Genomic DNA, 22,694 nt, shown 5'->3' on the forward strand with positions numbered 1-22,694 from the left:
CATTATTGCCCAACGGCACTCTTCAGCGGGACCGAATGGTCGAAATGCAACAGGAACGAGATGTTGTAAAGGAAAGGAATTTCCTTGTCGTAGTTCACGTTGAGCACGGCGCCGTTGTTGGCCCGGGTCACGGTCACGTCCTGCGGCTTGATCGTCGAATCGTCGACGTACTGGAAGCTCATCTTGAAAGCGAGCTGACGACGCGCCTGACCGACGTCCTCGTTACCGCCCTCGGTCGACATCTGGTTCATGGCCTTCACCACGCCCATGTACTCGATGTACGACGGAACGAGCTTCATCGCCATGAAGGCGAAAAACCCCAGCACCAGCAGAACGATGACGAAGCCGATAAGGGTAATACCCGACTGCCTGGATTTCATGCGTTGTTGTCCCCCCGTGAATACGCGCAGATTACCTTGTCCGCGGCCGTCCGCAACGCCCTCCCGCGTGACGGACGCCACTAATCCGGTCAATGGATGACCTTGCCCATCTTCGAGAAATCGAGGATGCCGTTGTCAAGACCGCGCCACGCCAGCCAGACGAAGAAGGCCTTGCCGACCAGGTTCTGCTCCGGCATGCAGCCCCACCAGCGGCTGTCGGTGCTGTTCATGCGGTTGTCGCCCATGACGATGTAGCAACCCTTGGGTACTTCGGACGGCACCTTGTCGTTCGGGATGTCCATCGGCATGTTGTAAGCCGGGGTCAGCGCGATCGTGTGGTTGATGCTGCCCAGATGCTCGGTATACAACTTCGAGCCGAAGGTCATCAGGAGGCGGTCTTCCCGACGGGTCATGCTGCCCTTGAACGGACCGATTTCATCGGCACCGATGCGCTCGCCGTTGATGTAGAGCTCGCTGCCGCGGGTTTCGATACGGTCGCCAGGCAAGCCGATGACGCGCTTGATCCAGTTTTCGCCGGGGACCGGCTCGTGAGGATTGGCGCAGGTCACGTCGCCGCTGCGAATCGTATGGCCGCTTTCGTCCGTGCAGACGTAGCCCGGGAACCGGAACACCACGACATCGCCGCGGCGCGGTTCGCCGTTTTCGAGCAGCTTGTTGTTGAAGGCCGGCATGCGCAGGCCGTACGCGAATTTATTGACCAGGATGAAATCGCCGACGTCCAGCGTCGGCATCATCGAACCCGAGGGAATGCGGAAGGGCTCGGCGACGAACGAGCGCAGCAGCAGCACGACGAGAATGACCGGAAACAGCGAGCGCGCCCAGTCGACCGGCCACGGCTCGGGCTGCTCAGTACCCGACGCTTCGGTGCGGGCACGGCGCGACTTGGCCAGAAACAGCCAGTCGATCAGCCAGATGACGCCGAAAAGCACCGTGAGGCCGAGAAGAATCGCGGAAAAATCGAATGACGCCATGCCAACTCCGTAAGTCGTGTCGAGGGGCCCTGACGGCCCGTTCCGGCGCATCCGGCGCCGGCCTTCCATAAGTTCGAGGGGTTACCGTGCGGCGAGCTTACTTGTTGTCCTGCCTGAGCACGGCAAGGAAGGCTTCCTGGGGGATCTCCACGCTGCCGACCTGTTTCATGCGCTTCTTGCCTTCCTTCTGTTTTTCCAGAAGCTTCTTCTTACGCGAGACGTCGCCGCCGTAACACTTGGCGAGAACGTTCTTGCGCAGTGCCTTCACCGTGGAGCGGGCAATGACCGCCGCGCCGATGGCCGCCTGGATGGCCACGTCGAACTGCTGGCGGGGAATGAGATCCTTCATCCGCTCGACAAGTTCCCGCCCGCGGCGGTCCGCGTGAGAACGATGAACGATCAGGCTGAGCGCGTCGACGCGATCGCCGTTGATGAGCACATCCACGCGAACGAACGGACCCGGATCGAAGCGCTCTAGGTGGTAGTCCATGGACGCGTAGCCGCGGGATACGGACTTCAGGCGATCGAAGAAGTCGAGCACGACCTCGGCCAGCGGCAACTCGTAGGTCACCTGTACCTGCGTGGCCAGATACTGAATCGTGCGCTGTACGCCGCGCTTTTCCTCGCAAAGCTTGATCACGTTGCCGACGTAGTCACCCGGGGTGAGGATGTTGGCGACGATGATCGGCTCACGGATCTCGACGATCTGCTGCGGCGGGGGCAGCTTCGCCGGGTTGTCCATGGCCAGCACGGTACCGTCGGTCTTGGCGACCTCGTAGACCACGGTGGGCGCGGTGGTGATCAGGTTGAGGTCGTACTCGCGCTCGAGGCGCTCCTGCACGATCTCCATGTGGAGCATGCCGAGGAAGCCGCAGCGGAAGCCGAAGCCCATGGCCTCGGAGCTTTCCGGCTCGAAGAACATGGCGGCATCGTTGAGGCGCAGCTTGTCGAGGGCCTCGCGCAGCGCCGGGTAGTCGTCGGCGGACACCGGGAACAGGCCGGCGAACACGCGCGGCTGCATGGTCTGAAAACCCGGCAGCGGTGCTTCGGCAGGCTTGCCGGCGAGGGTGAGCGTGTCGCCGACCGGCGCGCCATGCACGTCCTTGATGGACGCATTGATCCAGCCGACTTCGCCGGCGGAAAGCTTTTCGAGCTTCTTGCGCTTCGGCGTGAACACGCCGACGTCGTCGACCAGGTGCGTGCGCCCCGTGGACATGACCAGGATCTTGTCACCCGGCTTGATCTCGCCCTGCATGACGCGGACCAGCGAGACCACGCCCAGATAGTTGTCGAACCAGGAATCGATGATCAGCGCCTGGAGCTTGTCCGTATCGCCCGGCTTGGGCGCCGGAATGCGATGGATGATCGCCTCGAGCACTTCGATGACGTTCTGGCCGGTCTTGGCGCTGACGGCGATCGCATCGCTGGCATCGATACCGATGACGGCCTCGATTTCGGCCTTGGCCTTCTCCGGGTCCGCCGTCGGCAGGTCGATCTTGTTGAGCACGGGAATGACTTCCAGGCCCTGCTCGATGGCCGTGTAGCAGTTGGCGACCGACTGCGCCTCGACGCCCTGGGCGGCATCCACCACCAGCAGCGCCCCTTCGCATGCCGACAACGAACGGCTGACTTCGTAGGAGAAGTCCACGTGGCCCGGGGTATCGATGAAATTCAGCTGGTAGGTCTTGCCGTCCCGCGCCTTGTACGGCAGCGAAACGGACTGGGCCTTGATCGTGATGCCGCGCTCGCGCTCGATCGGGTTGTTGTCGAGGACCTGCGCTTCCATTTCGCGCTCGGACAAGCCGCCGCACAGCTGGATGATGCGGTCGGCCAGCGTCGACTTGCCGTGGTCGATGTGGGCAATGATGGAGAAGTTGCGGATGAGTTCCATGGAGCGCCGTGGTCACGTTCACCATCGCTCGCGGCGCGAACGACGTGCAGCGACCCTGGGGGCCACTGCGAATCCGGCATTATCGCATGGAAGGCCACCCGCCGCCGACCGGCGAGTGGCCCACCGCCGCATCAGCGGTCGCTGGGGACGGTAACGCCGACAAACCGGGTGGCATCGTCGCGGCGGACGAGCAACATGGCGGTGTCACCGGGCTTGATGTCCTTGCTCGCGTCACGGAAGGCCGCCGAGGAGCCCACCCGCTTCTGGTTGACCATCAGGACCACGTCGCCCGTCTGCAGGCCGGCGCCCACGGCGGCCCGGCCGGTCACCTTACTGACCACGACACCCTCGCCGGGCTTGAGCCCGAGCTCGGAGCGCGTGGACGCATCGATGTCCTGAACGGACAGACCCAGAGCCACCGAGCTGCCCGACCCACCGCCGGCGGCCGCGCCGGCGTCGGCCAGCGCGTTCTTGTCCCGGGGCAATTCACCGACCTTGACGTCGAGTGTCTGCTTCTTGTGGTCACGGAGGATCTCGACCTTCGCCGTCGACCCCGGACGCGTGATGCCGACCAGCGGCGGGAGGTCGGGCGACTGGGTGATCGGCGTCCCGTTGAACGACAGGATGACGTCGCCCTGCCGGATGCCGGCCTTGTCGGCACCGCTCCCCGGCGTGACCTGGGCGACCAGCGCGCCGTTGGCATCCGGAAGGTCGAGGTTCTTCACGAACTGGTCGACCGGCTGCACGGTCACACCCAGCATGCCGCGCGATACGTAGCCCTTTTCCTTGATCTGCTGGACGACGTTCATCGCGACATCGATGGGAATCGAGAACGACAGGCCCTGATAGCCACCCGAGGTGGAGTAGATCTGCGAATTCACGCCGATCACCTGGCCCTGGAGGTTGAACAGCGGGCCGCCGGAATTGCCCCGGTTGATCGGCACGTCCGTCTGGATGAAGGACGTATAGGGCTGGTCACCGCTGCCGAGGTTGCGCCCGACCGCGCTGATGATGCCGTGGGTGACCGTCGCGTCGAGCCCGAAGGGCGAGCCGATGGCTAGCGCCCACTGGCCGCGCTTGACGCTGCGCGAGTCGCCGATGGATACCGTCGGCAGCGAGCTGCCGTCGATCTTGAGCAGCGCGATGTCGTACTGAGGGTCCTTGCCGACCACCCTGGCCGTAAACGTGCGTCGGTCCTGCAGCCGGATCTTGACCTCGTCGGCCTCGTCGACCACGTGGTCGTTGGTCAGTACATAACCATCGGCGGAAATGATGAATCCCGAGCCCAGCGACGTCTGGTCGCGCGGCGGGGCCGGCATGCCCGGCATACCCGGCATACCGAAGAAGCGCCGGAGAAGCTCCTGCTGGTCGTCCTGCGCGCCGCCGTCCGGCGCCGCTCTGCCCTTCTTGTTCCCGCTGGTCTTCGCTTCGACGTGGACGACCGCCGGCGCGTTCTTTTCCACGATGCCCGTGAAGTCCGGCAGCGCCTGCGCCTGTGCGCCCGCACTCGCGACAATCAGTGCGCCAGTCATCAGGGCGCGCACATGCCAGAAAGCCATCAAAATTCTCCTTTTTTTAGCTACGGCTGCCCGTGCGGTATTCGCCGCACGGGGTTGGAATGATGGGGATGGGGATAGGGCGCTGGGGAGCCTGTCGCCAACAGGGTTGGCTTCCACCGGGGCTGAACACCGGCAGCGGCTCCACCAGGGCCGGGCCTAGCGAGCCTGCGGGACGGCTACCGGCTGCACGTAGCGGCTACCGTCGGGACGGGTCAGCAACATGTAACCGTTGCCGTCCGGGCTTTCGGCAGCCCGGGCACGATGGATCTGATAGGGCATCGAACGGGGGAGGTACGTGGCGCCACCCTCGCTGGACCCGTCGAAGGCGGCCTTCTGCGTGAACTGCGAGGCGTTGCTGCCGGTCAGCCACTGAGGCGCTACGGGGGCCGTCGCCGCCGACACGTCCGCCACTTCGTTGCCTTCCACGGCCGGGGCGTGCTGCGCGACATCCGTCGCGGCCGAGTGCCGGCCGGCGGGCTGCGACAACATCAGCGCGGCGACGGCCACGCTCGCGGCAATCGCGCCACCAGCGGACCAGTGAAGCCAGCGGCGGCGCGGCGCGGCCGCCACGACCACCGACTCCGCGTCGATAGCCGCCATGACCCGGCTGGCGAAGTCGGGCGACACCGAAGGCCGGTCCTCACCGCGAAGACCGTCACGTCCCGCGTGATAACGCGACCAGACGTCCGCCAGGCCGGCATCGGCCTCGATGCGGCGCAACAGGAAGCGGATTTCCTCCCGTGACAGCTCTCCGTCCATACCGGCGGAAAGAATTTCCCGATTGGCTTCACTCATGGGCTGTGATCCTCGCGGTCGGACAACAACGGCCGCAGTTTTTCGTCGATGGCTTCGCGAGCCCTGAAAATACGCGAACGGACAGTCCCGATGGGACAGTCCATGGCGGCGGCAATTTCCTCATAGCTCTTGCCGTCGACCTCGCGCAGGGTGATCGCGACCCGAAGTTCTTCAGGCAAGGCTTGGACAGTAGAAAATACCGTTTGTTCCACCTGCTCACGCATGAGTTCGCGCTCGGGGGTGGCGCTTTCGTGCATGCGCGTGGCGCCCGGCACGTATACGGCATCCTCGATGTCGATGTCGCCCGTGGGCGGGCGGCGTCCCATGGCTACCAGGTGATTTTTCGCCGTATTCACGGCGATCTTGTACAGCCACGTATAAAACGCGCTTTCGCCACGAAAGGAGGCCAGGGCGCGCCACGCACGCACGAAAGCTTCCTGGGCGATGTCCTCGCACTCGGTCCGGTCATGCACGTAGCGCGAGATCAGCGCAATCACCTTGTGCTGGTATTTTCGGACAAGCAGGTCGAAGGCGCGGCGGTCTCCTTGCTGCACACGTTCAACAAGTACTTGATCCAGTTCGTTTTCGCCCATCCGGGCCGTCTCCTTAACTCTTTCGGGGCCGTCGCGGGCGCAGCTGAGACAAGCTCAGGGAGGGCAAGTTCATTCGCCCTTCCCCTCCCGTCGCATCCGGAAAATATGCGGACCGCTGGCTGAACCACAAGTTTGGTCCTCGCCTTCTGCTTCGGTCAGGCGGGAACCGGGGCCCTCGCGTCATGGATGATGCGCTCCCGCTCGCCCAGCAGCTTTTCGAAGCTGATCACCGGCAGCGGGCGGCAGAACAGATAGCCCTGCAATTCATCGCAGCCGTTGGCGCGCAGGAATTGCAGATGCTGTTCGATCTCGACGCCCTCGGCCACGACACCCCGCTTCAGGCGATGTGCCATGTCGATCGTGGCGCGCACGATGGCCTCGTCGTCGGGATCGACACCGATGTTGCGCACGAAGCTCTGGTCGATCTTGATCCGGTCCGCCGGCAGGCGCCGCAAATAATCGAGCGAGGCGGCGCCGGTACCGAAATCGTCGATGGCGATATGGCAGCCCATGGCATGCAGGGCGTCGAGGGTCTCGACCAGGTGCGGCACCGTCTTCACGCTGATGCTCTCGGTCACCTCGAGCTCCAGCAGGTGTGCGGGGAAGCCCGTATCGCGGAGGGCCGTGGCCACCACCTCGGCAAGGTTCGGCTGCATCAGCTGCACCGCGGACAGATTCACACCCAGACGCAGCTTGAGGCCGAACCGGTCCTCCCACGTCTTGGCCTGAGCGCACGCCGTTCGCAGGACCCATTCGCCGATCGGCACGATGAGGCCACTGGCCTCCGCCAGGGGAATGAAGAACGCCGGACTGATCATGCCCAGCTCGGGATGCTCCCAGCGGACGAGAGCCTCCATGCCGACGATGTCTTCGCTCGCCGCGGCCACCTGGGGCTGATAGAACACGCGAAGCTCGTTGTTACGGACGGCATGCCGAAGCCGCGATTTGAGCTCGGCGTTCTGCTGTTGCGAAGCATCCACGCTCGCCGCGTAAATCTGATAGTTGTTGCGGCCGAGGCTTTTCGCGCCGTACATGGCTTCATCGGCGTGACGCAGCAGCAACTCGCCTTCGGCGGCATCGTCGGGGAAAAACGAGATGCCGACCGACACGGTGACCTGCAGCTCCGAGCCGTCGTCCAGGGCAAGCGGCATCTCCATCGTCTGCACGACCTTCTCCGCGATGCGGAGCACGTCGTCGCGCTTGATGATGTGGCGCAGGATCATGGTGAACTCGTCGCCTGCGTACCGGGCCACGGTGTCGGACGCGCGGACGCTGGCACGCAGGCGGCGCGCGACGGCATTGAGCACCTGGTCGCCGACGGCATGACCGAGCGACTCGTTGATGCTTTTGAACCGGTCGAGATCGACGAGCAGCGTCGCGAACAGTTCACCCGTACGTTCCGCCTCACGGATGGTGGTCTCGAGGCGATCGTTGAACAGCAGACGGTTGGGCAATCCGGTCAGGGTGTCGATCAGGCCACGCACCCGGCCCTGCTCCCGCGCCCGGCGCAATTCCAGCGCCGACGCGAAACGCGCCGTGGCGGCGCGCAGCGCCTGAGCCAGTACACGGCCGTCACCGCCACTGCGACGACGCCCGGCAAGCATGGCACCCAGCACACTGCGCCGTTCATCCAGAAGGGGCAGCAGCGCGAACGCGGTGAGGCCGAGCGCCTCGATGAGCGGGTCGCTCATCGCGGCCCCTTCGCCCTCGACCAGACGCGAGAGCGACTCGCCGCCCAGACATACCCGCAACAGCGGCAGATCGCCGGCCTCCGGCCAGGTCGCGGGCGAGGGACCGTTCCAGATCCGGGCGAGAATCTCAGGGCCGGCGTCGCTTTCGGGCAAGGCCGACCAGATCGCCACGACGTCCAGTTCGAGCGCGTCGGCCAGCATTGCAGCTGCTTCATTCATGCCTTCGTCGTCACTGGGACAACCTTCGAGCACGGCGAGCAGCGACAGTGCCCGCGCCGCCATATCGGTGGCGCGCAGGTCCCGGAAGCCCACGGCGATGCGGTGTTCGCCATGATCCTTGCGGTGACGCACGTCGATCTCGCCGGTGATCTCGACACCGTCGCGGCGGCGCAACGTACATGCGATGGCGTCGCCGTCCGGAAGCGGCCATGTGGCGTCATGGGCGAGGTCGAAAAGCTCCGCGAGGGTCCGCCCCTGCACCGGTCCGTCGCCCGCGCAGAGACGCTCCATGGCTTCTCCGGTCTCGACGATGCAGCCGTCCGGCGTGGAAGCGATCACCCACGCGGCACCCGCATCGAAGGCAAAGCGGTAGTCGCGGATGGGCGTGGCCGGCACGGCCGACGCCGTCGTTCCCTGGGTCGCCTGACGCACTCGCTGGGCCAGTTCGGTGGGAATAGCGCCTTCGCGTAGCCAGTCGACACCCCCCTCGGGTGCGACGCCCGGCATATCGTCGACGACGTATACCGCAGGCAGTGAAGCGTATGCCGGGGATGCGCGCAGGATGCGAAGGCCCTGGGCGATATCGGCACTGTCATTTTCCCCGACCACGATCACGTGCAACGGCGGCGCGTCGGCCATCAGGGTTTCGAGCTGGGCGGCATCGCGCGCACTGAGCAGCACGAAATCGCCGTCGAGGTCGAGGGCATCGAAGATGGCGCGCCGCACATCGCGACGCGGCGTAAAGATGAGAACGCCAAGCGGCTCGGACATGGTGGCCACGACGTCAGACGATCCAGCGGCCGTCGCGCAGGCGCGGCGCCGCCGTGCGGGAGCGCCAGTCGGCGTCGACCTGGACCACGTCGTCTTCGAAAGTCGCCAGCAGGCTCGCGCTGGCCCCGATCAGGACCACGCGCCGCACATGGCCGGTGCTGGTCCGCGCCAGCTGCCGCAGCAACGCACCGTCCGTCGCACTGGGCACGCCCGGCGGCATGTCCAGCAGGTACACCCCGAAGTGCAGGCTCTGCAGGATGTAGCGAAGCGCGTCGCCCAGTCGGAGGCAACCGGGAACGCGCATCTGCGCGTCGCGAAGGCTGACCAGACCCTCGGCATTCCGCCACAGATAAACCGCCTGCCCCGACCGGCGTGCGACCAGCCGGAACTGGTCGACCAGCGCGGCCAGATCGGGCGCTTGCAAGGCGACCAACGGGCCCGGTGCCGCGAGGATCCGGTCGAAGACGTCCGTGGCTGCTAGGGCATCGGGTGGCATGAGGCATCGCTGGATGAAGAGACGTTCAGTATCGATCCAATACAGGGGAGTCCGCCAGTCACCGGCGTGAATTCGCCCACCATACGGGCGGGTATCTCGCATTCGGCCCGGCGGGAAGGTATGGTGATGCGCTCATTCGCCACCGCACGACGCCGCCATGTTCGAAGGACTCCGATTCAAGCACTGGAAGACCAGCGTGGGCGACGACGGCATCGTCGTCCTGACGTTCGACCGCGAGGGTTCCAGCGCCAACGCGCTGTCCCGCGAGGTCCTGGATGAACTGGACAAGCTCGTCGAGCGCCTCACGATCGAGGGCCCTCGCGGCGTGGTGATTCATTCCGCCAAGCCTTCCGGGTTCGCGGTGGGCGCCGATATCCGCGAATTCGTCGAGTACGCGCACACCGGCACGGTCCTCGAGAACATCGAGAACGGCCAGCGTGTCTTCGACAACCTCGCCCGCCTGCCGTGTCCGACGGTGGCCGCCATCCACGGCGCCTGCATGGGCGGCGGTACCGAACTGGCCCTCGCCTGCCGCCTGCGCATCGCCGCCGACGACGAGGCGACGAAGATCGGCCTGCCGGAAGTGATGCTCGGCATCCATCCGGGCTGGGGCGGATCGGCGCGTCTGCCACGTCTGATCGGTGCGCCCGATGCGCTGCCGGCCATGCTTACGGGCAAGCCGTTCAACGCCCGTCGCGCCAAAGCGGTCGGGCTGGTAGACCGCGTCGCGCGCCCGGACGAACTGCTCGCGGAAGCCAGACAGCTCGCACGCCGCCCCACACGGCGCCCGCTCGCGCAGCGCGCGAAAGCCTGGGCGACCAACACCCTGCCCGCACGCGCGATCCTGGCGCCGATGGTGCGCAAGCAGACGGCGGCCAAGGTACGTAAAGAACATTACCCGGCGCCGTTCGCGCTCATCGACGTCTGGGCACGCGGCGGGTCGAGCATCCAGCAACGACTCAGACTCGAAGCGAAGTCGGTGGCGAAGCTAGCCACCACGCCCACCGCGCGCAACCTCATCCGTATCTTCTTCCTGCAGGAACGCCTCAAGGGCCTCGGCGGCGGCACCGAGCATGGCATCAAGCACGTGCATGTCGTCGGCGCCGGCACCATGGGTGGCGACATCGCCGCCTGGTCCGCACTGAAAGGGTTCGACGTGACGCTGCAGGACCGCGAGCTGCGCTTCGTCGAGCCGGCGATCGCGCGGGCCCGCACGCTGTTCGAGAAGAAGCTGAAAGCACCGGCCAAATTCGAAGCCGCCGTCGCGCGCCTGCGTGCCGACGTCGAGGGCAAGGGCGTCGCCGATGCCGACCTCGCGATCGAGGCGATCTTCGAGAACCCGGAAGCGAAGCACGCCCTGTACGCGACCATCGAGCCACAGTTCCAGTCGGACGAGATCCTCGCGAGCAATACGTCGTCGATCCCGCTCGATGAACTGCGCCAGGGCCTGAAGGCACCGCAGCGCTTCCTCGGGCTGCACTTCTTCAATCCCGTGGCGCAGATGCCGCTGATCGAAGTCGTGCGCCACGACGCGCTCGATCCGGCGATCGAGAAGCGCGCGCTGGCCTTCTGCAAGGCCATCGGCAAGCTGCCGGTGCCGGTCAAGGGCACGCCCGGCTTTCTGGTCAACCGCATCCTCATGCCTTATCTGATGGAAGCGATGCGCCTCTACAACGAAGGCGTGCCCGGCCCGGTGCTCGACCGCGAGGCGAAGAAGTTCGGCATGCCGATGGGGCCGATCGAGCTGGCCGATACGGTCGGCCTCGACGTATGCGCCTCGGTGGGCAAGGAACTGGCACCCTTCCTCGGTCTGGAAATCCCGGCAGGCCTCGAAGAAAAGCTCGCCGCCAACAAGCGCGGCAAGAAAGACGGCGAAGGTCTTTACGTCTGGAAGGAAGGCAAGCCGGACAAACCGGATGTCGACCCCGACTATGTGGCGCCGGCCGATATCCAGGACCGCATGATCCTGCCCATGGTCAACGAGGCCATCGCCTGCCTGGCCGAAGGCGTGGTGGACGATGCCGACCTCCTGGATGCCGGCGTGATCTTCGGCACCGGCTTTGCGCCGTTCCGGGGTGGCCCGATTCAGTACGTGCGCACCGAAGGCGTGGCGGCGATCCGCGAGCGCCTGGCGAAGCTCGAACAGAAGCACGGTGCGCGCTTCGCGAAGAAGGAAGGCTGGGATAACCCGGAGCTGTCGAGCCCGCCCGCATAACGGCGCGAGACCATCCTGGTGGCAAGGGCCGCGCGAGCGGCCCGACGCTCACCCCGATTTACCACATCAGATCGTCTGGCACGCCGTCATCCGCCTCGCTCACCGCGTTCGGATCCACCATCAACGCGATGAACTCCGGGGCGAGCTCGCGTAGCGCGTCAACGACGGATTTGTCGACCACCAGGTAACGACCGCCCTGCTGGACGACACCCAGTTCGCCCGCGTTGATCGCGGTGAGCTGCGCGTCATCGACGTGTACGCGACGAATCTTCTCACCGTACGGGAAGTGACGCACCTGATCGGCGTCAGCCAGGTTGAGCGCTTTACCCTTGAGCAACTCTTCCACCTTGCGTTTCTTTTCCTTACGCAGGCGCGCCACTTCAGCGGCTTCAGCCTCCGCCTTGCGACGCTCGGCCGATTCCGTCTGCGCGCGAATGGCATAGGCCCTGGCCAGATCCATCTCGCCATCGGTGCGTGCCGGCTTCGCGTTCTGCGGCCGGCCAGCAGCCTGTCCGCGTCGTCCATCCTGCGGACGGTTGTTTCCCGCGCCCTTACCGCCGCCGGCGCGGTCACCCTGAGGTCGGCCACCCTGCCCCTGCTTCGGCTTGCCACCATGACGCGGATTGTTGCCCGCGTAAGGCTGACCGCTCGCGCCACCCTGCTTCGGTGGCGGCGTGGACGCACGCTTTTCTTCGCGGACTTCCTTTACGAGGCCGCTCTTCAACAACTGGTCGCGCAGGGACTCTGCCATTCGGTAAGACTCGTTCCGTGTTTCAGTAATGCGGGGGCGGCGGTTCGTTCGCCGCGTCGCTGCCAACGCCGGTGCGCATGTTGACCAGATCCGAGCGAAGGTCGCGCACCGCGCGCTCCAGCCGGTCCAGTCGCCGGGCGATTTCCGTGTCGGCGGAAGAAAGTCCGTTCACCGTGTCGTCGATGAAGGAGAGGCGCACCTCGAGCTCGGTCAGGCGATCGTCGTCGTGGTCAGCCACGGCGGCGTTCCGCGAGTCGGAATCTGGACATCGAGGCGTTCATGCGGCTCCAGGAAGCTCAGGCGAGCATGTGGTAACAGTCGATTGTAATCCGCCGGTGCCGCGGATCAAAGAAACCGGGCCAAAGAAAAAGGGCGCGGATTGCTCCGCGCCCTCGGGTGTCGCTTGTACGGCTGGGGCTTACTTGCCGCCCGCGCCCGGAGCCGGACCGGCGCCCGGACCCTGACCAGCAGGCGTCGGACCCGTCTTCAGCAGTTCGACGTCGAAGATGATCGTCGCGTTCGGCGGGAAGCCGTTTTCCGGCTTGGCGCCGTAAGCGATGTTCGACGGGATGAACAGCTTGTACTTGCCGCCGGTCTGCATCAGCTGCAGGCCTTCGCGGAAGCCCGGGATCACCGCGGCGAGCGGGATCTGGGCCGCACCCGGCGGCTGGTGGTCGGCCGAGGAGTCGAACTTCTCGCCGTTCACGAACGTACCGGTGTAGTTGATGCTGACCGTGTCGTTCGGGCCCGGACGCTGACCGGTACCGGCCTGGACGACCTGGTACTGCAGGCCGGAGGCCGTGACCTTCACGCCCGGAGCCGACTTGTTCTTCGCCAGGAAGGCGTCGCCTTCGGTCTTGTTCTGGGTCGCGACCTTGTTGTACTCAGCCTCGGCCTTGACCTTCAGCTGGGCCACGAAGGCCTCACGGACGGACTTGGCTTCCGCCTCCGACATGGTCGGCTTCTGGCCCGACAGGGCGGCCTGCAGAGCCTTGGCTACCGTGGCGGCATCCACTTCCTTCGCGACGAGCGGCGGAAGCGAGCTGGCAAGGTCCCAACCCACGACGTAGCTGGCCTTCTGCTTATCGACCGGTGCCGCGGAGGCAGCCGGCTTGGCGGCCTGGGCGGATGCGCCCGCAGCCGTACCCAGCGCAACCGCCAGGGCGACGGCCGTCATCGTGGGACGCAAAAAGTGCTTCATTGAATACTCCCTCTCTTGGAAAGATTCGGCGACGCCGCCGGTTTACACCTCCTTGTGGAGGCAGAATCGCCATTGTGCGGTGGTTCGCGTCCTGCTTGCAATGACGGGTCGAAAGACAAGGTTTCACATGGAAAGTTCAGAAACCTTTCAAAAAACGGGACACGGGTCACTCATGGTGGTCCTGGCCGGGCTTGTCCAGGGTGTCGCGAAGGGCCGCCTGAAGCCGGGCGTGCACCTGCACCAGCACCCGCCAGAGCAGCCAGGCCAGGCCGATGCCGACCAGTATCAGCACCCCCGCGACCTCGCGCGGCGGCAGGATCGTCGAGGCCAGCGCCGCCACCAGCAAACCCATGATCAGCATGGACATGAGAGGCACGATGCGGGCCAGGATCGCCCGGATCCGGTAGGTCCGGCTGCCGAAGCGGTCGGGCACCGACAGTTCGGCCAGGAGCATGCCCAGCGCCTCGGCCTTGCGGTAGGTCGCCACGATCATCGGCAGCGAGACCAGCGCCGCCAGCGACCAGGCGAGAGTGCGCTGAACGGTCGCATCGGCGCTGACGATGTCCAGATGGAGGAAGCCCCGGCGATAGGCGAAGGCCGCGGCGATGAACACCGCGACCACCAGCGCCGTGTTGATGATCACGTGCCAGACCAGCCGGCGGATCATTTTCATCACGATGGCGCCCTGCCCCTGCAGGCCCAGGCTGCCCATCCACTCCGTATAGGCGCCGAACACGCCGGTCACCCGTGACGGCAGCTTGCGCGCGAGGAAACTCGCCAGCGGATCGGACGCGCGCATCAGATAGGGCGTAAGGAACGTCGTGATGGCGGAGACCGCCACCGCGACGGGATAGAGGAAATTGCTCGTGACCTTGAGCGTGAGACCCAGCGACGCGATGACGAAGGAGAATTCACCGATCTGCGCCAGCCCCATGCCGACCCGCAGCGAGGTGCGGCCATCGTTGCCGGCCACGAAGCTGCCGAAACTGCACGTAATGACCTTACCCACGACGACCGCGATGGTGACGATGGTGATCGGCCACGCGTACTGCGCCAGCAGCGCCGGATCGATCAGCATGCCGATAGCGACGAAGAAGATCGCGCTGAACATGTCGCGCACCGGCATGATGATCCGCTCGACGCGCGCCACGCTGTCCGACTCGGCGACGATCGCGCCGATCATGAAAGCCCCCAGCGCCACGCTGTAGCCCATTTCGGTGACCAGCAGGCAGAAACCGAAGCAGATACCCAGCACGGCGACCAGCAGCACGTCGTTGCGGCTGACCCGTGCGATGTAGTCGACGACGCGCGGCACCAGCAGCAGTCCGACCACCAGCGAGACAGCCATGAACAGACCGAGGCGACCGATCGCGGCGAAGGCCTGCCCGGCCTCGACGCCGCCGGTGCTGGCGATACCGGTGAGCAAGGCCATCAACACGATGGCGAGCAGATCCTCGACGATGAGGATCCCGAACATGAGTTGTGCGAAGCGCTCGCGCTTGAGACCCAGGTCCTCGAGCGCCTTCATGATGATCGTCGTCGACGAGATCGAAAGCATCGCGCCCAGGAAGATCGAATCCATCGCCGACCAGCCGAAGAACCGGCCGATCTCGTAACCGATCCAGACCATCAGCACGATTTCGGAGAACGCGGCCACCAGTGCCGCGCCGCCGACCGCGCGCAGCTTTTTAAGGCTGAACTCGAGACCGAGCGCGAACAGCAGCAGGATCATGCCCAGTTCGGACAGCGTTCGAATCGTCTGTTCGTCGTGGATGAAGATCACCGGCAGCGTGTGCGGCCCGATCAACAAACCCGCGATGATGTAGCCAAGCACGACCGGCTGCCGGAGACGCTGGAAAATAACCGTCGTCAGTCCGGCGACGAGCATCACCGTGGCGAGATCCTGGATGAAAACGATGCCGTGCATGCTTGTCCCTGTGTGTGCGAACAGACAGGTTAACCCGTGTTTCGTGATCGAGGGACGCGGCAGCCAAAACGGCGATCGATGCATGACACACGCAAGTGATTGCTGCACCTCGTCATTCTGATTTCGTCGAAAATAAATTCAAAAAAAGTGTAACGAATGCTTGACGAAGCGACGGGTCGGACGTAATCTTTGCGGCTTCCAGCAGGGGGCCATAGCTCAGCTGGGAGAGCGCCTGCATGGCATGCAGGAGGTCGCCGGTTCGATCCCGGCTGGCTCCACCAACTTCTAAGACGTCCCCATCGTCTAGAGGCCTAGGACATCACCCTTTCACGGTGGCGACCGGGGTTCGAATCCCCGTGGGGACGCCACTTTCTGGTCCGCCAGGAAGTGAATGGACGGAGAAGTTGGTAGTTGTTGGAAGAGTTGGAACGTAGTGTGGAGCGGTAGTTCAGTCGGTTAGAATGCTGGCCTGTCACGCCGGAGGTCGCGGGTTCGAGTCCCGTCCGCTCCGCCATTACTTCTAAAAGGAATCCGCCATCTGGCGGATTTTTTTTGCCTGCAATTTCTCCGGAACTGTAGGAGCGCGCCTGCGCGCGACCGGTTTCTCCCCTCGATACATACACAACCTGATCTCGTCGCGAAAAGCTTTCGCGCGCGAGGCGCGCTCCTACGGAAGCGGGTCGTCGACACGCGCCAGCGTCCCGATCGAATGGCCCTGCTCGGCCAGGTATTCCAGCCAGCGGCTGAGAAACCCGTTCATCCTCAGACGATGCTGAAACACCGTATGTGCCGCCGGAAACGGCCCCAGTACCTGCGACAGCTTACGACCGGGATGGCAATGCATGGCTTCGGCCACGTGGGCATCCGTGTACATGCGCAGCTGCGCGGACGGCGACGGCTGCCCGGTGACCTCGTCGACGAAGTCATAGGTCAGCTCGAGCTCCAGCGTATACGGATGCTTTTCCTGCACGTCCAGCCGCACCTTCAGCCCATCGTCGACATCGGAAATGTAACGGCCGGGCGTCAGCCGCTGTGGCGCGAACAGACGCGCCAGACGGTGGTAGTTCTCCGCATACAGACCCATCAGGAACTCGAAGCGTCCCGGGATCAGCGGCGTTGGGCGGTCGATGACGGCGGTCATAACGTGGGCGGGTCTCCGTAAACCGTGGCTCGGTCAATACATGTGTCGCTCGATCCCCAGGTATTCGAAGATCTTGCTCGAGATTTCCTCGATCGAGGTGTGCGTCGTGTTGAGGACCGGGATGTTCTCCCGCCGCATCACCTTATCGGCCTGCTCCAGTTCCCAGCGGCATTGTTTCAACGTGGCGTAGCGGCTGCCGGGGCGGCGTTGCTCGCGGATCTGCGCCAGGCGGACCGGGTCGATGGTGAGCCCGAACAGCCGGCTGCGATAGGGGCGGAGGCGCGTCGGCAGTTCCAGCTTGTCGAGATCGTCGTCCGTGAGCGGATAATTGGCGGCACAGACGCCGTAATGCAAGGCCATGTAGAGGCAGGTCGGCGTCTTGCCGGACCGCGACACGCCCACCAGCACGACATCGGACTGGTTGTAGTCCACGTCCAGACCATCGTCGTGAGCCAGGGCGTAGTTGGTCGCCTCGATGCGAGCCTCGTAACGCTCGAAATCGACCAGACCATGGGAGCGATTCACCGCACCCGACTGCTTGGCCCCCAGTTCCGCCTCGAGCGGCTCGATGAAAGGCGCGAACACGTCAAGCATCAGCGCGCCGCTACCCGCCACGATGTCGCACAGTGCCCTCGAGGTCATCGTATTGACGACGATGGGACGGTGTCCGTCCTGGGCGTACTTGGTCTTGATCCGCAGCGAAGCGGCCTCGGCTTTCTGCGCGTTGTCGATGAACGGCAGCCGGTGGGTATCGAACTGCACCCCGTCGAACTGGGCGAGCATGCTGTTGCCGATGGTCTCGGCCGTAATGCCGGTGGAGTCGGAAATGAAGAAGACGGTACGCCGCATCGAACGGTTTCCTTGGGTTGGTTCCGTGGCCGCCACCTTAAGACCAATACGTCTTCATAACCATCCACCCCGCATTATCACGGGCGATTTGTGCATCGCCGCTTGTCAGCCAGACCATACCACCGCGACAATGCGCCGATTTTTCCAGCGCGGCCCGCCGCCCAACCGATGTGAGGAACTTCCTTTGAGCGACCTGGTACTTTGGCTCGACGCGCTACGCATGACCGACCTCGGCAAGGTGGGTGGCAAGAACGCCTCCCTCGGCGAGATGATCGGCAACCTGGCGAAACTGGGTGTCTCCGTGCCGGGTGGCTTCGCCACCACGGCCGACGCCTTCCAGACCTACCTCGAAAAGAGCGGCGTCGCGAAGCGGATCCAGGAGCGCCTGGCCACGCTCGACGTGGACGATGTGGATGAACTGACCCGCGGCGGCAAGGAAATCCGTGGCTGGATCGTCGACACCGCCCTGCCCGCCGACCTCGAGCAGGCCATCCGCGACGCTTACATCAAGCTCTGCAAGGATGCGGGTGCCGACGACATCGCCGTGGCCGTGCGTTCCTCCGCCACGGCCGAGGATCTCCCCGACGCCTCGTTCGCCGGCCAGCAGGAAACCTTCCTCAACGTGGTCGGCATCGACGACGTACTGCATAAGGTCAAGGAAGTCTTCGCCTCCCTGTACAACGACCGGGCCATCGCCTATCGCGTGCATCAGGGCTTCAAGCACGAGGACGTCTTCCTGTCCGCCGGCGTGCAGCTGATGATCCGCTCGGACGTCGGTGCGTCAGGCGTACTGTTCACGCTCGACACCGAATCCGGCTTCCGTGACGTCGTCTTCGTCACCGGCTCGTACGGTCTGGGCGAGATGGTGGTCCAGGGTGCGGTGAACCCGGATGAGTTCTACGTTTTCAAGCCCACGCTCAAGGAAGGCAAGCCTGCCGTCCTGCGCCGCAGCCTGGGCGCCAAGCAGCAGCGCATGGTTTATTCCGATAAGCCCGGCGAGCGCGTGCGCATCGAAGAAACCCCGGCCGAGCTGCGTCATCGGTTCTGCCTTGACGATGCCGACGTCGAGGAGCTCTCGCGCCAGGCCCTCGTCATCGAAAAGCACTACGGCCGCCCGATGGACATCGAGTGGGCGAAGGACGGCAACACCGGCAAGCTTTACGTCGTGCAGGCCCGCCCCGAGACCGTGAAGTCGCGCTCGCACGCGACCACGCTCGAGCGTTTCCAGCTCAACGAGAAGAGCAAGGTCCTGACCGAAGGCCGCGCCATCGGTCAGAAGATCGGTTCGGGCAAGGCTCGCGTCATCCGGTCGCTGGCCGACATGAACAAGGTGCAGCCCGGTGACGTGCTGGTGGCCGACATGACCGACCCCGACTGGGAGCCGGTGATGAAGCGTGCCGCCGCCATCGTCACCAACCGCGGCGGTCGTACCTGCCATGCGGCGATCATCGCCCGCGAGCTGGGCGTGCCCGCGGTGGTCGGTTGCGGCAATGCGCTGGAGTCGATCCCGGACGGTGCCGAAGTCACCGTCTCCTGCGCCGAAGGCGATACCGGCACGATCTACGAAGGCCTGCTGAAGTTCGACCGCATCACCGCCGACCTCGGTGCGATGCCGGAAGCACCGCTCAAGATCATGATGAACGTGGCCAACCCCGAGCGCGCCTTCGACTTCGGCATGCTGCCGAACGCGGGTATCGGTCTGGCCCGCCTCGAAATGATCATCGCCAGCCACATCGGCGTGCATCCCAGGGCGCTGCTGGAGTACGGGAAGCAGGATGCCGAGACCAGAGCCCGGATCGACGCGCGCATCGCCGGCTACAAGGATCCGGTCTCCTTCTATGTCGACCGCCTCGCCGAAGGTATCTCGACCATCGCCGCCTCGGTCTACCCGAAGCCGGTGATCGTGCGCCTGTCCGACTTCAAGTCGAACGAGTACGCGGGTCTGCTCGGCGGTACGCGCTACGAGCCGCACGAAGAAAACCCGATGATCGGCTATCGCGGCGCCAGCCGCTATGTTTCGCCGGACTTCGCCGAATCGTTCGCGCTGGAGTGCAAGGCCGCCAAGTACGTGCGCGAGGTCATGGGCCTGACCAACGTCTGGGTCATGATTCCGTTCGTCCGCACGCTGGACGAAGGCCGCAAGGTCATCGAGGTACTGCGCAAGAACGGCCTGGTCCAGGGCGAGCACGACCTGAAGGTCATCATGATGTGCGAGGTCCCTTCCAACGCCCTGCTGGCGGACGAGTTCCTCGACATCTTCGACGGCTTCTCGATCGGCTCGAACGACCTCACCCAGCTGACCCTCGGCCTCGACCGCGACTCAAGCATTGTCGCCAACCTGTTCGACGAGCGCGACCCGGCGGTGAAGAAGCTGCTGGCCATGGCGATCAAGACCGCGAAGGCCAAGGGCAAGTACATCGGCATCTGCGGCCAGGGCCCGTCGGATCATCCGGACCTTGCCGAGTGGCTGATGGAACAGGGCATCGAGTCGGTGTCGCTGAATCCGGATACCGTGGTCGATACGTGGCTACGTCTGGCCAGGAAGAAGGCCGGCTGATGGATCGGCTCTTTCCTTAGTCCGGAAAGAGCATCGCCAGCAGGCTTGGCTCCCACCGGGCGATCACACCCCGGTGGGAGCCGTACCTGTTGACGATTACAGGTGCACCGTCACGCCCGCCACCCGATACCGCTCCACCACTGCCGGATCCGTATCCGCCGCCACCACCAGATGCGAGACGCCGCTGATCGGCGCCGTGTGATGTGTCGCCGAGGCCACCAGCTTGTCCGGGGTGGCGATCGCCACCGTCTCACCACTCGCCTCGATGATCGCCTGCTTGAAGACGGTTTCTTCCTCGTCGTACGTCCATAAGCCGCGTTGCGGATCGATGGCGCAGACGCCCGGGAAACACAGATCGGCGCGAATGTCCTGCGCCTGTCGCACCGTACGTGAGCCGATCGCGCCACCGATGGCCGGATCGAGTTTGCCGCCGAGCAGGATCACGTCGAAACCGGGTCGTCCCAGCACCGCGAGGGCGACGTCGGGGGCGTTGGTCACCACGGTCAGGTCATGGTGCTCCGGCAACATCCTCGCCAGAACCGTGTTGGTCGAGCCGGCGTCGATGAAAAGAATCTGGCCGCTACCGACCAGACCGATCGCGGTACGTGCAAGCGCCCGCTTCAGTTCCGTACGCTCCGCATGGCGCTCGCCCAGCGGCGGAATGCTCACCGCCAGTAACGCGCCACCGTAAACGCGCCGACACAGACCCTGCCCCGCCAGATCGCGCAGATCACGCCGGATGGAGTCTTCCGACACCCGGAATTCCTGCGCGAGTTCCGCCGCCACGACTTTCCCGTCGCGTCGCAGACGCTCGAGGATCAGCTGCTGACGCTCGCGAGGCAGCGTAATGTCGACCGACGCATTCATGCCGACAGGAAACCCAGGGCAATCAGTTCGTCGCGCAACTGACGCGGCGTGTGGAAATGGATGCCATGGATGCCCAGGGCGTCGGCGGCGTCGACATTGGCCTTGTTGTCATCGATGAAGACGGCCGTCGCCGGATCGATGTCATATCGCTCGAGCAGTGTCTGGTAAAGCCTGGGGTCGGGCTTGATCATGCCCTCTTCGCCCGACACGACGATGCCGTCGAACAGGGCCAGGAAATCGAAGCGTTCCCGCGCGAACGGAAAGGTCTCGTGCGACCAGTTGGTCAGGCCATACAGCGGATGACCCGCCTCTTTCAGCTCGCGGAGGATGTGCAGACTGTCGTCGATGGCACCGCCCAGGGTTTCTTCCCAGCGGTGCTGATAGGCGGCGATCAGTTCGGCCTTGGTGGGATGCTCATCGGTAAGAAGGCGAACCGCCTCATCCCATGAACGACCCGCGTCCTGTCGCAGGTTCCATTCCGGCGTGGTGACTTCGGCAAGGAAGGTTTCCATCGCCTGTTCATCGTCACCGAACAGCTTGCGATAGAGGTAACGCGGGTTCCAGTCGATCAGGACACCGCCGAAATCGAAGATCACGACATCGCGTTTCTTATGCATGGAAAACTCCGTTCAACGGCGCACGATGGAGGCGCAAAGGGAAACCACGACGAGCAGACTGGCGACCCCCGCCAGGGCGATCGAAAGGCTGCTGGCGTGGGCGACGAAACCGATGACCGCGGGCCCGGCCAGCATCCCCGCATACCCCAGCGAGGTGACCGTGGCGATGGCGATACCCGGCGAGGTGTTCTTCTGCCGCCCCGCCGCGCTGAACAGGACGGGCACGATGTTCGACGCGCCGATACCGACCAGGACGAAACCCAGCAAGGCGACGGGGCCCCAGGGCAACAGCGTGGCAAGGAAGAAGCCGGCCGCGGCGATCAGGCTGCCCATCCGCACGATGGTGGTCGCTCCCAGCGAGGCCGTGATGCGATCGCCCAGCAGGCGCCCGATCGCCATGGCGACGGAGAACGCCGCGTAACCCAGGCCAGCCACGGAAGGATCGAAACCACGCGAGAAGCGCAGGAATACCGCACTCCAGTCGAGCATCGCGCCTTCCGCAAGGAAGACGACCATGCACAGGAAGCCAAGCAGGAAGACGGCGCCACTCGGCATACGGAAGCCCGCATGCACGTCGCCCGAGCCATCGTCGTGCCGGACAAGGAAGTGTCGCCACTGGGTACCCACGATGAGCAGCATCAGCACGGAGACCGCGATGGCACTGCCGGTCAATGGCGCACCGAACCGAAGCAAGGCCGCCATACCGGCGGAGCCGGCCAGACCTCCGACGCTGAAAAGCCCGTGGAAGCCCGACATCATCGGCCTGCCCTGCTGCTTCTCGACGTCGACCGCATGCGCATTCATGGCGACGTCGACCACACCGAGGGATGCACCGAAAAACAGGAGCGCCGCGCCAAGCCACCAGACATTCGGCGCGAGGGTCAGCAAGGGCAAGGCGAGGCAGACGAGAAGTCCGCTCACGCCGATCACATCGCGGTGGCCGAAGCGATGGCTGAAGAAACCGGCCAGTGGCATCGCCGCTGTCGCTCCGCACCCCATGCACAAGAGAACGAGGCCCAGCGTGGCATCGTCCAGACCCAGACGAGCCTTGGCGTAGGGCACCATCGGTGCCCAGCTGGCCATGCCGATGCCGGATAACAGGAAGATCAATCGGGTAGCGCGTACAGGCTTCATGCAAATTCCGGGGACGAGGAATGCGCATCAATGTATTCAATCATGCAT

The 22,694-nt window shown here is 64.6% G+C and carries 19 protein-coding genes and 3 tRNA genes; 5 read left to right on the forward strand and 17 right to left on the reverse strand.

Annotation, left to right across the window (positions count from 1 at the left end; all coding sequences use genetic code 11):
* Window positions 1-2 precede the first annotated feature (2 nt).
* The 8 genes from BLT40_RS06675 to BLT40_RS06710 form a co-directional block, all read right to left on the reverse strand.
* Complete coding sequence (locus BLT40_RS06675; RefSeq protein ID WP_036113794.1) at window positions 3-380, reverse strand: DUF4845 domain-containing protein; 378 nt, start codon at window positions 378-380, stop codon at window positions 3-5.
* Between the two features lie 89 nt (window positions 381-469).
* The gene (gene lepB, locus BLT40_RS06680) at window positions 470-1,372 is read right to left on the reverse strand and encodes a signal peptidase I (protein WP_090352383.1); all 903 of its coding nucleotides are present in this window, start codon (window positions 1,370-1,372) and stop codon (window positions 470-472) included.
* 97 nt (window positions 1,373-1,469) lie between these two features.
* Window positions 1,470-3,263 (reverse strand): translation elongation factor 4, encoded by a 1,794-nt coding sequence (gene lepA / locus BLT40_RS06685; RefSeq protein WP_079521435.1) that lies wholly within the window; start codon window positions 3,261-3,263, stop codon window positions 1,470-1,472.
* Window positions 3,264-3,394: 131 nt separating this feature from the next.
* Window positions 3,395-4,822, reverse strand: coding sequence for a Do family serine endopeptidase (locus BLT40_RS06690; protein ID WP_090352386.1), 1,428 nt, complete (start codon window positions 4,820-4,822; stop codon window positions 3,395-3,397).
* 156 nt (window positions 4,823-4,978) lie between these two features.
* Entirely contained in the window at window positions 4,979-5,617 is a 639-nt protein-coding gene (locus tag BLT40_RS06695) for a sigma-E factor negative regulatory protein (protein ID WP_090352388.1), read from the reverse strand.
* A complete protein-coding gene (gene rpoE, locus BLT40_RS06700; RefSeq protein WP_090352391.1) occupies window positions 5,614-6,210 on the reverse strand; it encodes an RNA polymerase sigma factor RpoE in 597 nt (198 codons plus the stop codon). Before rpoE ends, BLT40_RS06695 begins: the two co-directional genes overlap by 4 nt.
* A gap of 155 nt (window positions 6,211-6,365) precedes the next feature.
* Entirely contained in the window at window positions 6,366-8,891 is a 2,526-nt protein-coding gene (locus tag BLT40_RS06705) for a putative bifunctional diguanylate cyclase/phosphodiesterase (RefSeq protein WP_090352542.1), read from the reverse strand.
* 13 nt (window positions 8,892-8,904) lie between these two features.
* Entirely contained in the window at window positions 8,905-9,387 is a 483-nt protein-coding gene (locus BLT40_RS06710; protein ID WP_090352393.1) for a hypothetical protein, read from the reverse strand.
* A 157-nt stretch (window positions 9,388-9,544) separates the two neighbouring features.
* On the opposite strand from BLT40_RS06710, the gene BLT40_RS06715 reads away from it, so the two are divergent.
* The gene (locus BLT40_RS06715; RefSeq protein ID WP_079521439.1) at window positions 9,545-11,602 is read left to right on the forward strand and encodes a 3-hydroxyacyl-CoA dehydrogenase NAD-binding domain-containing protein; all 2,058 of its coding nucleotides are present in this window, start codon (window positions 9,545-9,547) and stop codon (window positions 11,600-11,602) included.
* Between the two features lie 58 nt (window positions 11,603-11,660).
* Here BLT40_RS06715 and BLT40_RS06720 read toward each other — a convergent pair whose 3' ends face one another.
* From BLT40_RS06720 to BLT40_RS06735, 4 genes are all read right to left on the reverse strand, one after another.
* Window positions 11,661-12,353 (reverse strand): DUF2058 family protein, encoded by a 693-nt coding sequence (locus BLT40_RS06720; RefSeq protein ID WP_090352396.1) that lies wholly within the window; start codon window positions 12,351-12,353, stop codon window positions 11,661-11,663.
* A gap of 22 nt (window positions 12,354-12,375) precedes the next feature.
* Complete coding sequence (locus tag BLT40_RS06725; RefSeq protein WP_036113814.1) at window positions 12,376-12,591, reverse strand: SlyX family protein; 216 nt, start codon at window positions 12,589-12,591, stop codon at window positions 12,376-12,378.
* Window positions 12,592-12,771: 180 nt separating this feature from the next.
* Entirely contained in the window at window positions 12,772-13,554 is a 783-nt protein-coding gene (locus BLT40_RS06730) for an FKBP-type peptidyl-prolyl cis-trans isomerase (RefSeq protein ID WP_079521441.1), read from the reverse strand.
* A 166-nt stretch (window positions 13,555-13,720) separates the two neighbouring features.
* Window positions 13,721-15,481, reverse strand: coding sequence for a cation:proton antiporter (locus tag BLT40_RS06735; RefSeq protein WP_079521442.1), 1,761 nt, complete (start codon window positions 15,479-15,481; stop codon window positions 13,721-13,723).
* A 205-nt stretch (window positions 15,482-15,686) separates the two neighbouring features.
* Between BLT40_RS06735 and BLT40_RS06740 the strand changes: the two genes are divergently transcribed.
* From BLT40_RS06740 to BLT40_RS06750, 3 genes are all read left to right on the forward strand, one after another.
* Window positions 15,687-15,762, forward strand: a tRNA-Ala gene (locus BLT40_RS06740).
* A gap of 11 nt (window positions 15,763-15,773) precedes the next feature.
* A tRNA-Glu gene (locus BLT40_RS06745) sits at window positions 15,774-15,849 on the forward strand.
* Between the two features lie 69 nt (window positions 15,850-15,918).
* A tRNA-Asp gene (locus BLT40_RS06750) sits at window positions 15,919-15,995 on the forward strand.
* A gap of 153 nt (window positions 15,996-16,148) precedes the next feature.
* Here the strand turns inward: BLT40_RS06750 and BLT40_RS06755 are convergent.
* Entirely contained in the window at window positions 16,149-16,622 is a 474-nt protein-coding gene (locus BLT40_RS06755) for a DUF1249 domain-containing protein (RefSeq protein WP_043693527.1), read from the reverse strand.
* Window positions 16,623-16,655: 33 nt separating this feature from the next.
* On the reverse strand, window positions 16,656-17,471 hold the full coding sequence (locus BLT40_RS06760; protein ID WP_036113827.1) for a posphoenolpyruvate synthetase regulatory kinase/phosphorylase PpsR: 816 nt from the start codon (window positions 17,469-17,471) through the stop codon (window positions 16,656-16,658).
* A 184-nt stretch (window positions 17,472-17,655) separates the two neighbouring features.
* Here BLT40_RS06760 and ppsA point away from each other — a divergent pair, with 184 nt between their 5' ends.
* The gene (gene ppsA, locus BLT40_RS06765) at window positions 17,656-20,028 is read left to right on the forward strand and encodes a phosphoenolpyruvate synthase (RefSeq protein WP_090352398.1); all 2,373 of its coding nucleotides are present in this window, start codon (window positions 17,656-17,658) and stop codon (window positions 20,026-20,028) included.
* 96 nt (window positions 20,029-20,124) lie between these two features.
* Here ppsA and BLT40_RS06770 read toward each other — a convergent pair whose 3' ends face one another.
* The 3 genes from BLT40_RS06770 to BLT40_RS06780 are packed head-to-tail and all read right to left on the reverse strand — an operon-like array spanning window position 20,125 to window position 22,646.
* Entirely contained in the window at window positions 20,125-20,895 is a 771-nt protein-coding gene (locus BLT40_RS06770) for a DeoR/GlpR family DNA-binding transcription regulator (protein ID WP_036113833.1), read from the reverse strand.
* Window positions 20,892-21,512: an HAD family hydrolase gene (locus BLT40_RS06775; RefSeq protein ID WP_079521444.1), complete on the reverse strand. Its 621-nt coding sequence runs from the start codon at window positions 21,510-21,512 to the stop codon at window positions 20,892-20,894. The genes BLT40_RS06770 and BLT40_RS06775 overlap by 4 nt, the downstream gene beginning before the upstream one ends.
* 12 nt (window positions 21,513-21,524) lie before the next feature.
* Window positions 21,525-22,646, reverse strand: a complete 1,122-nt coding sequence (locus BLT40_RS06780; protein WP_036113839.1) for an MFS transporter — start codon at window positions 22,644-22,646, stop codon at window positions 21,525-21,527.
* Window positions 22,647-22,694: the final 48 nt, after the last annotated feature.

It is taken from the genome of Dyella sp. 333MFSha, assembly GCF_900102405.1.
Lineage (GTDB): Bacteria > Pseudomonadota > Gammaproteobacteria > Xanthomonadales > Rhodanobacteraceae > Luteibacter > Luteibacter mycovicinus.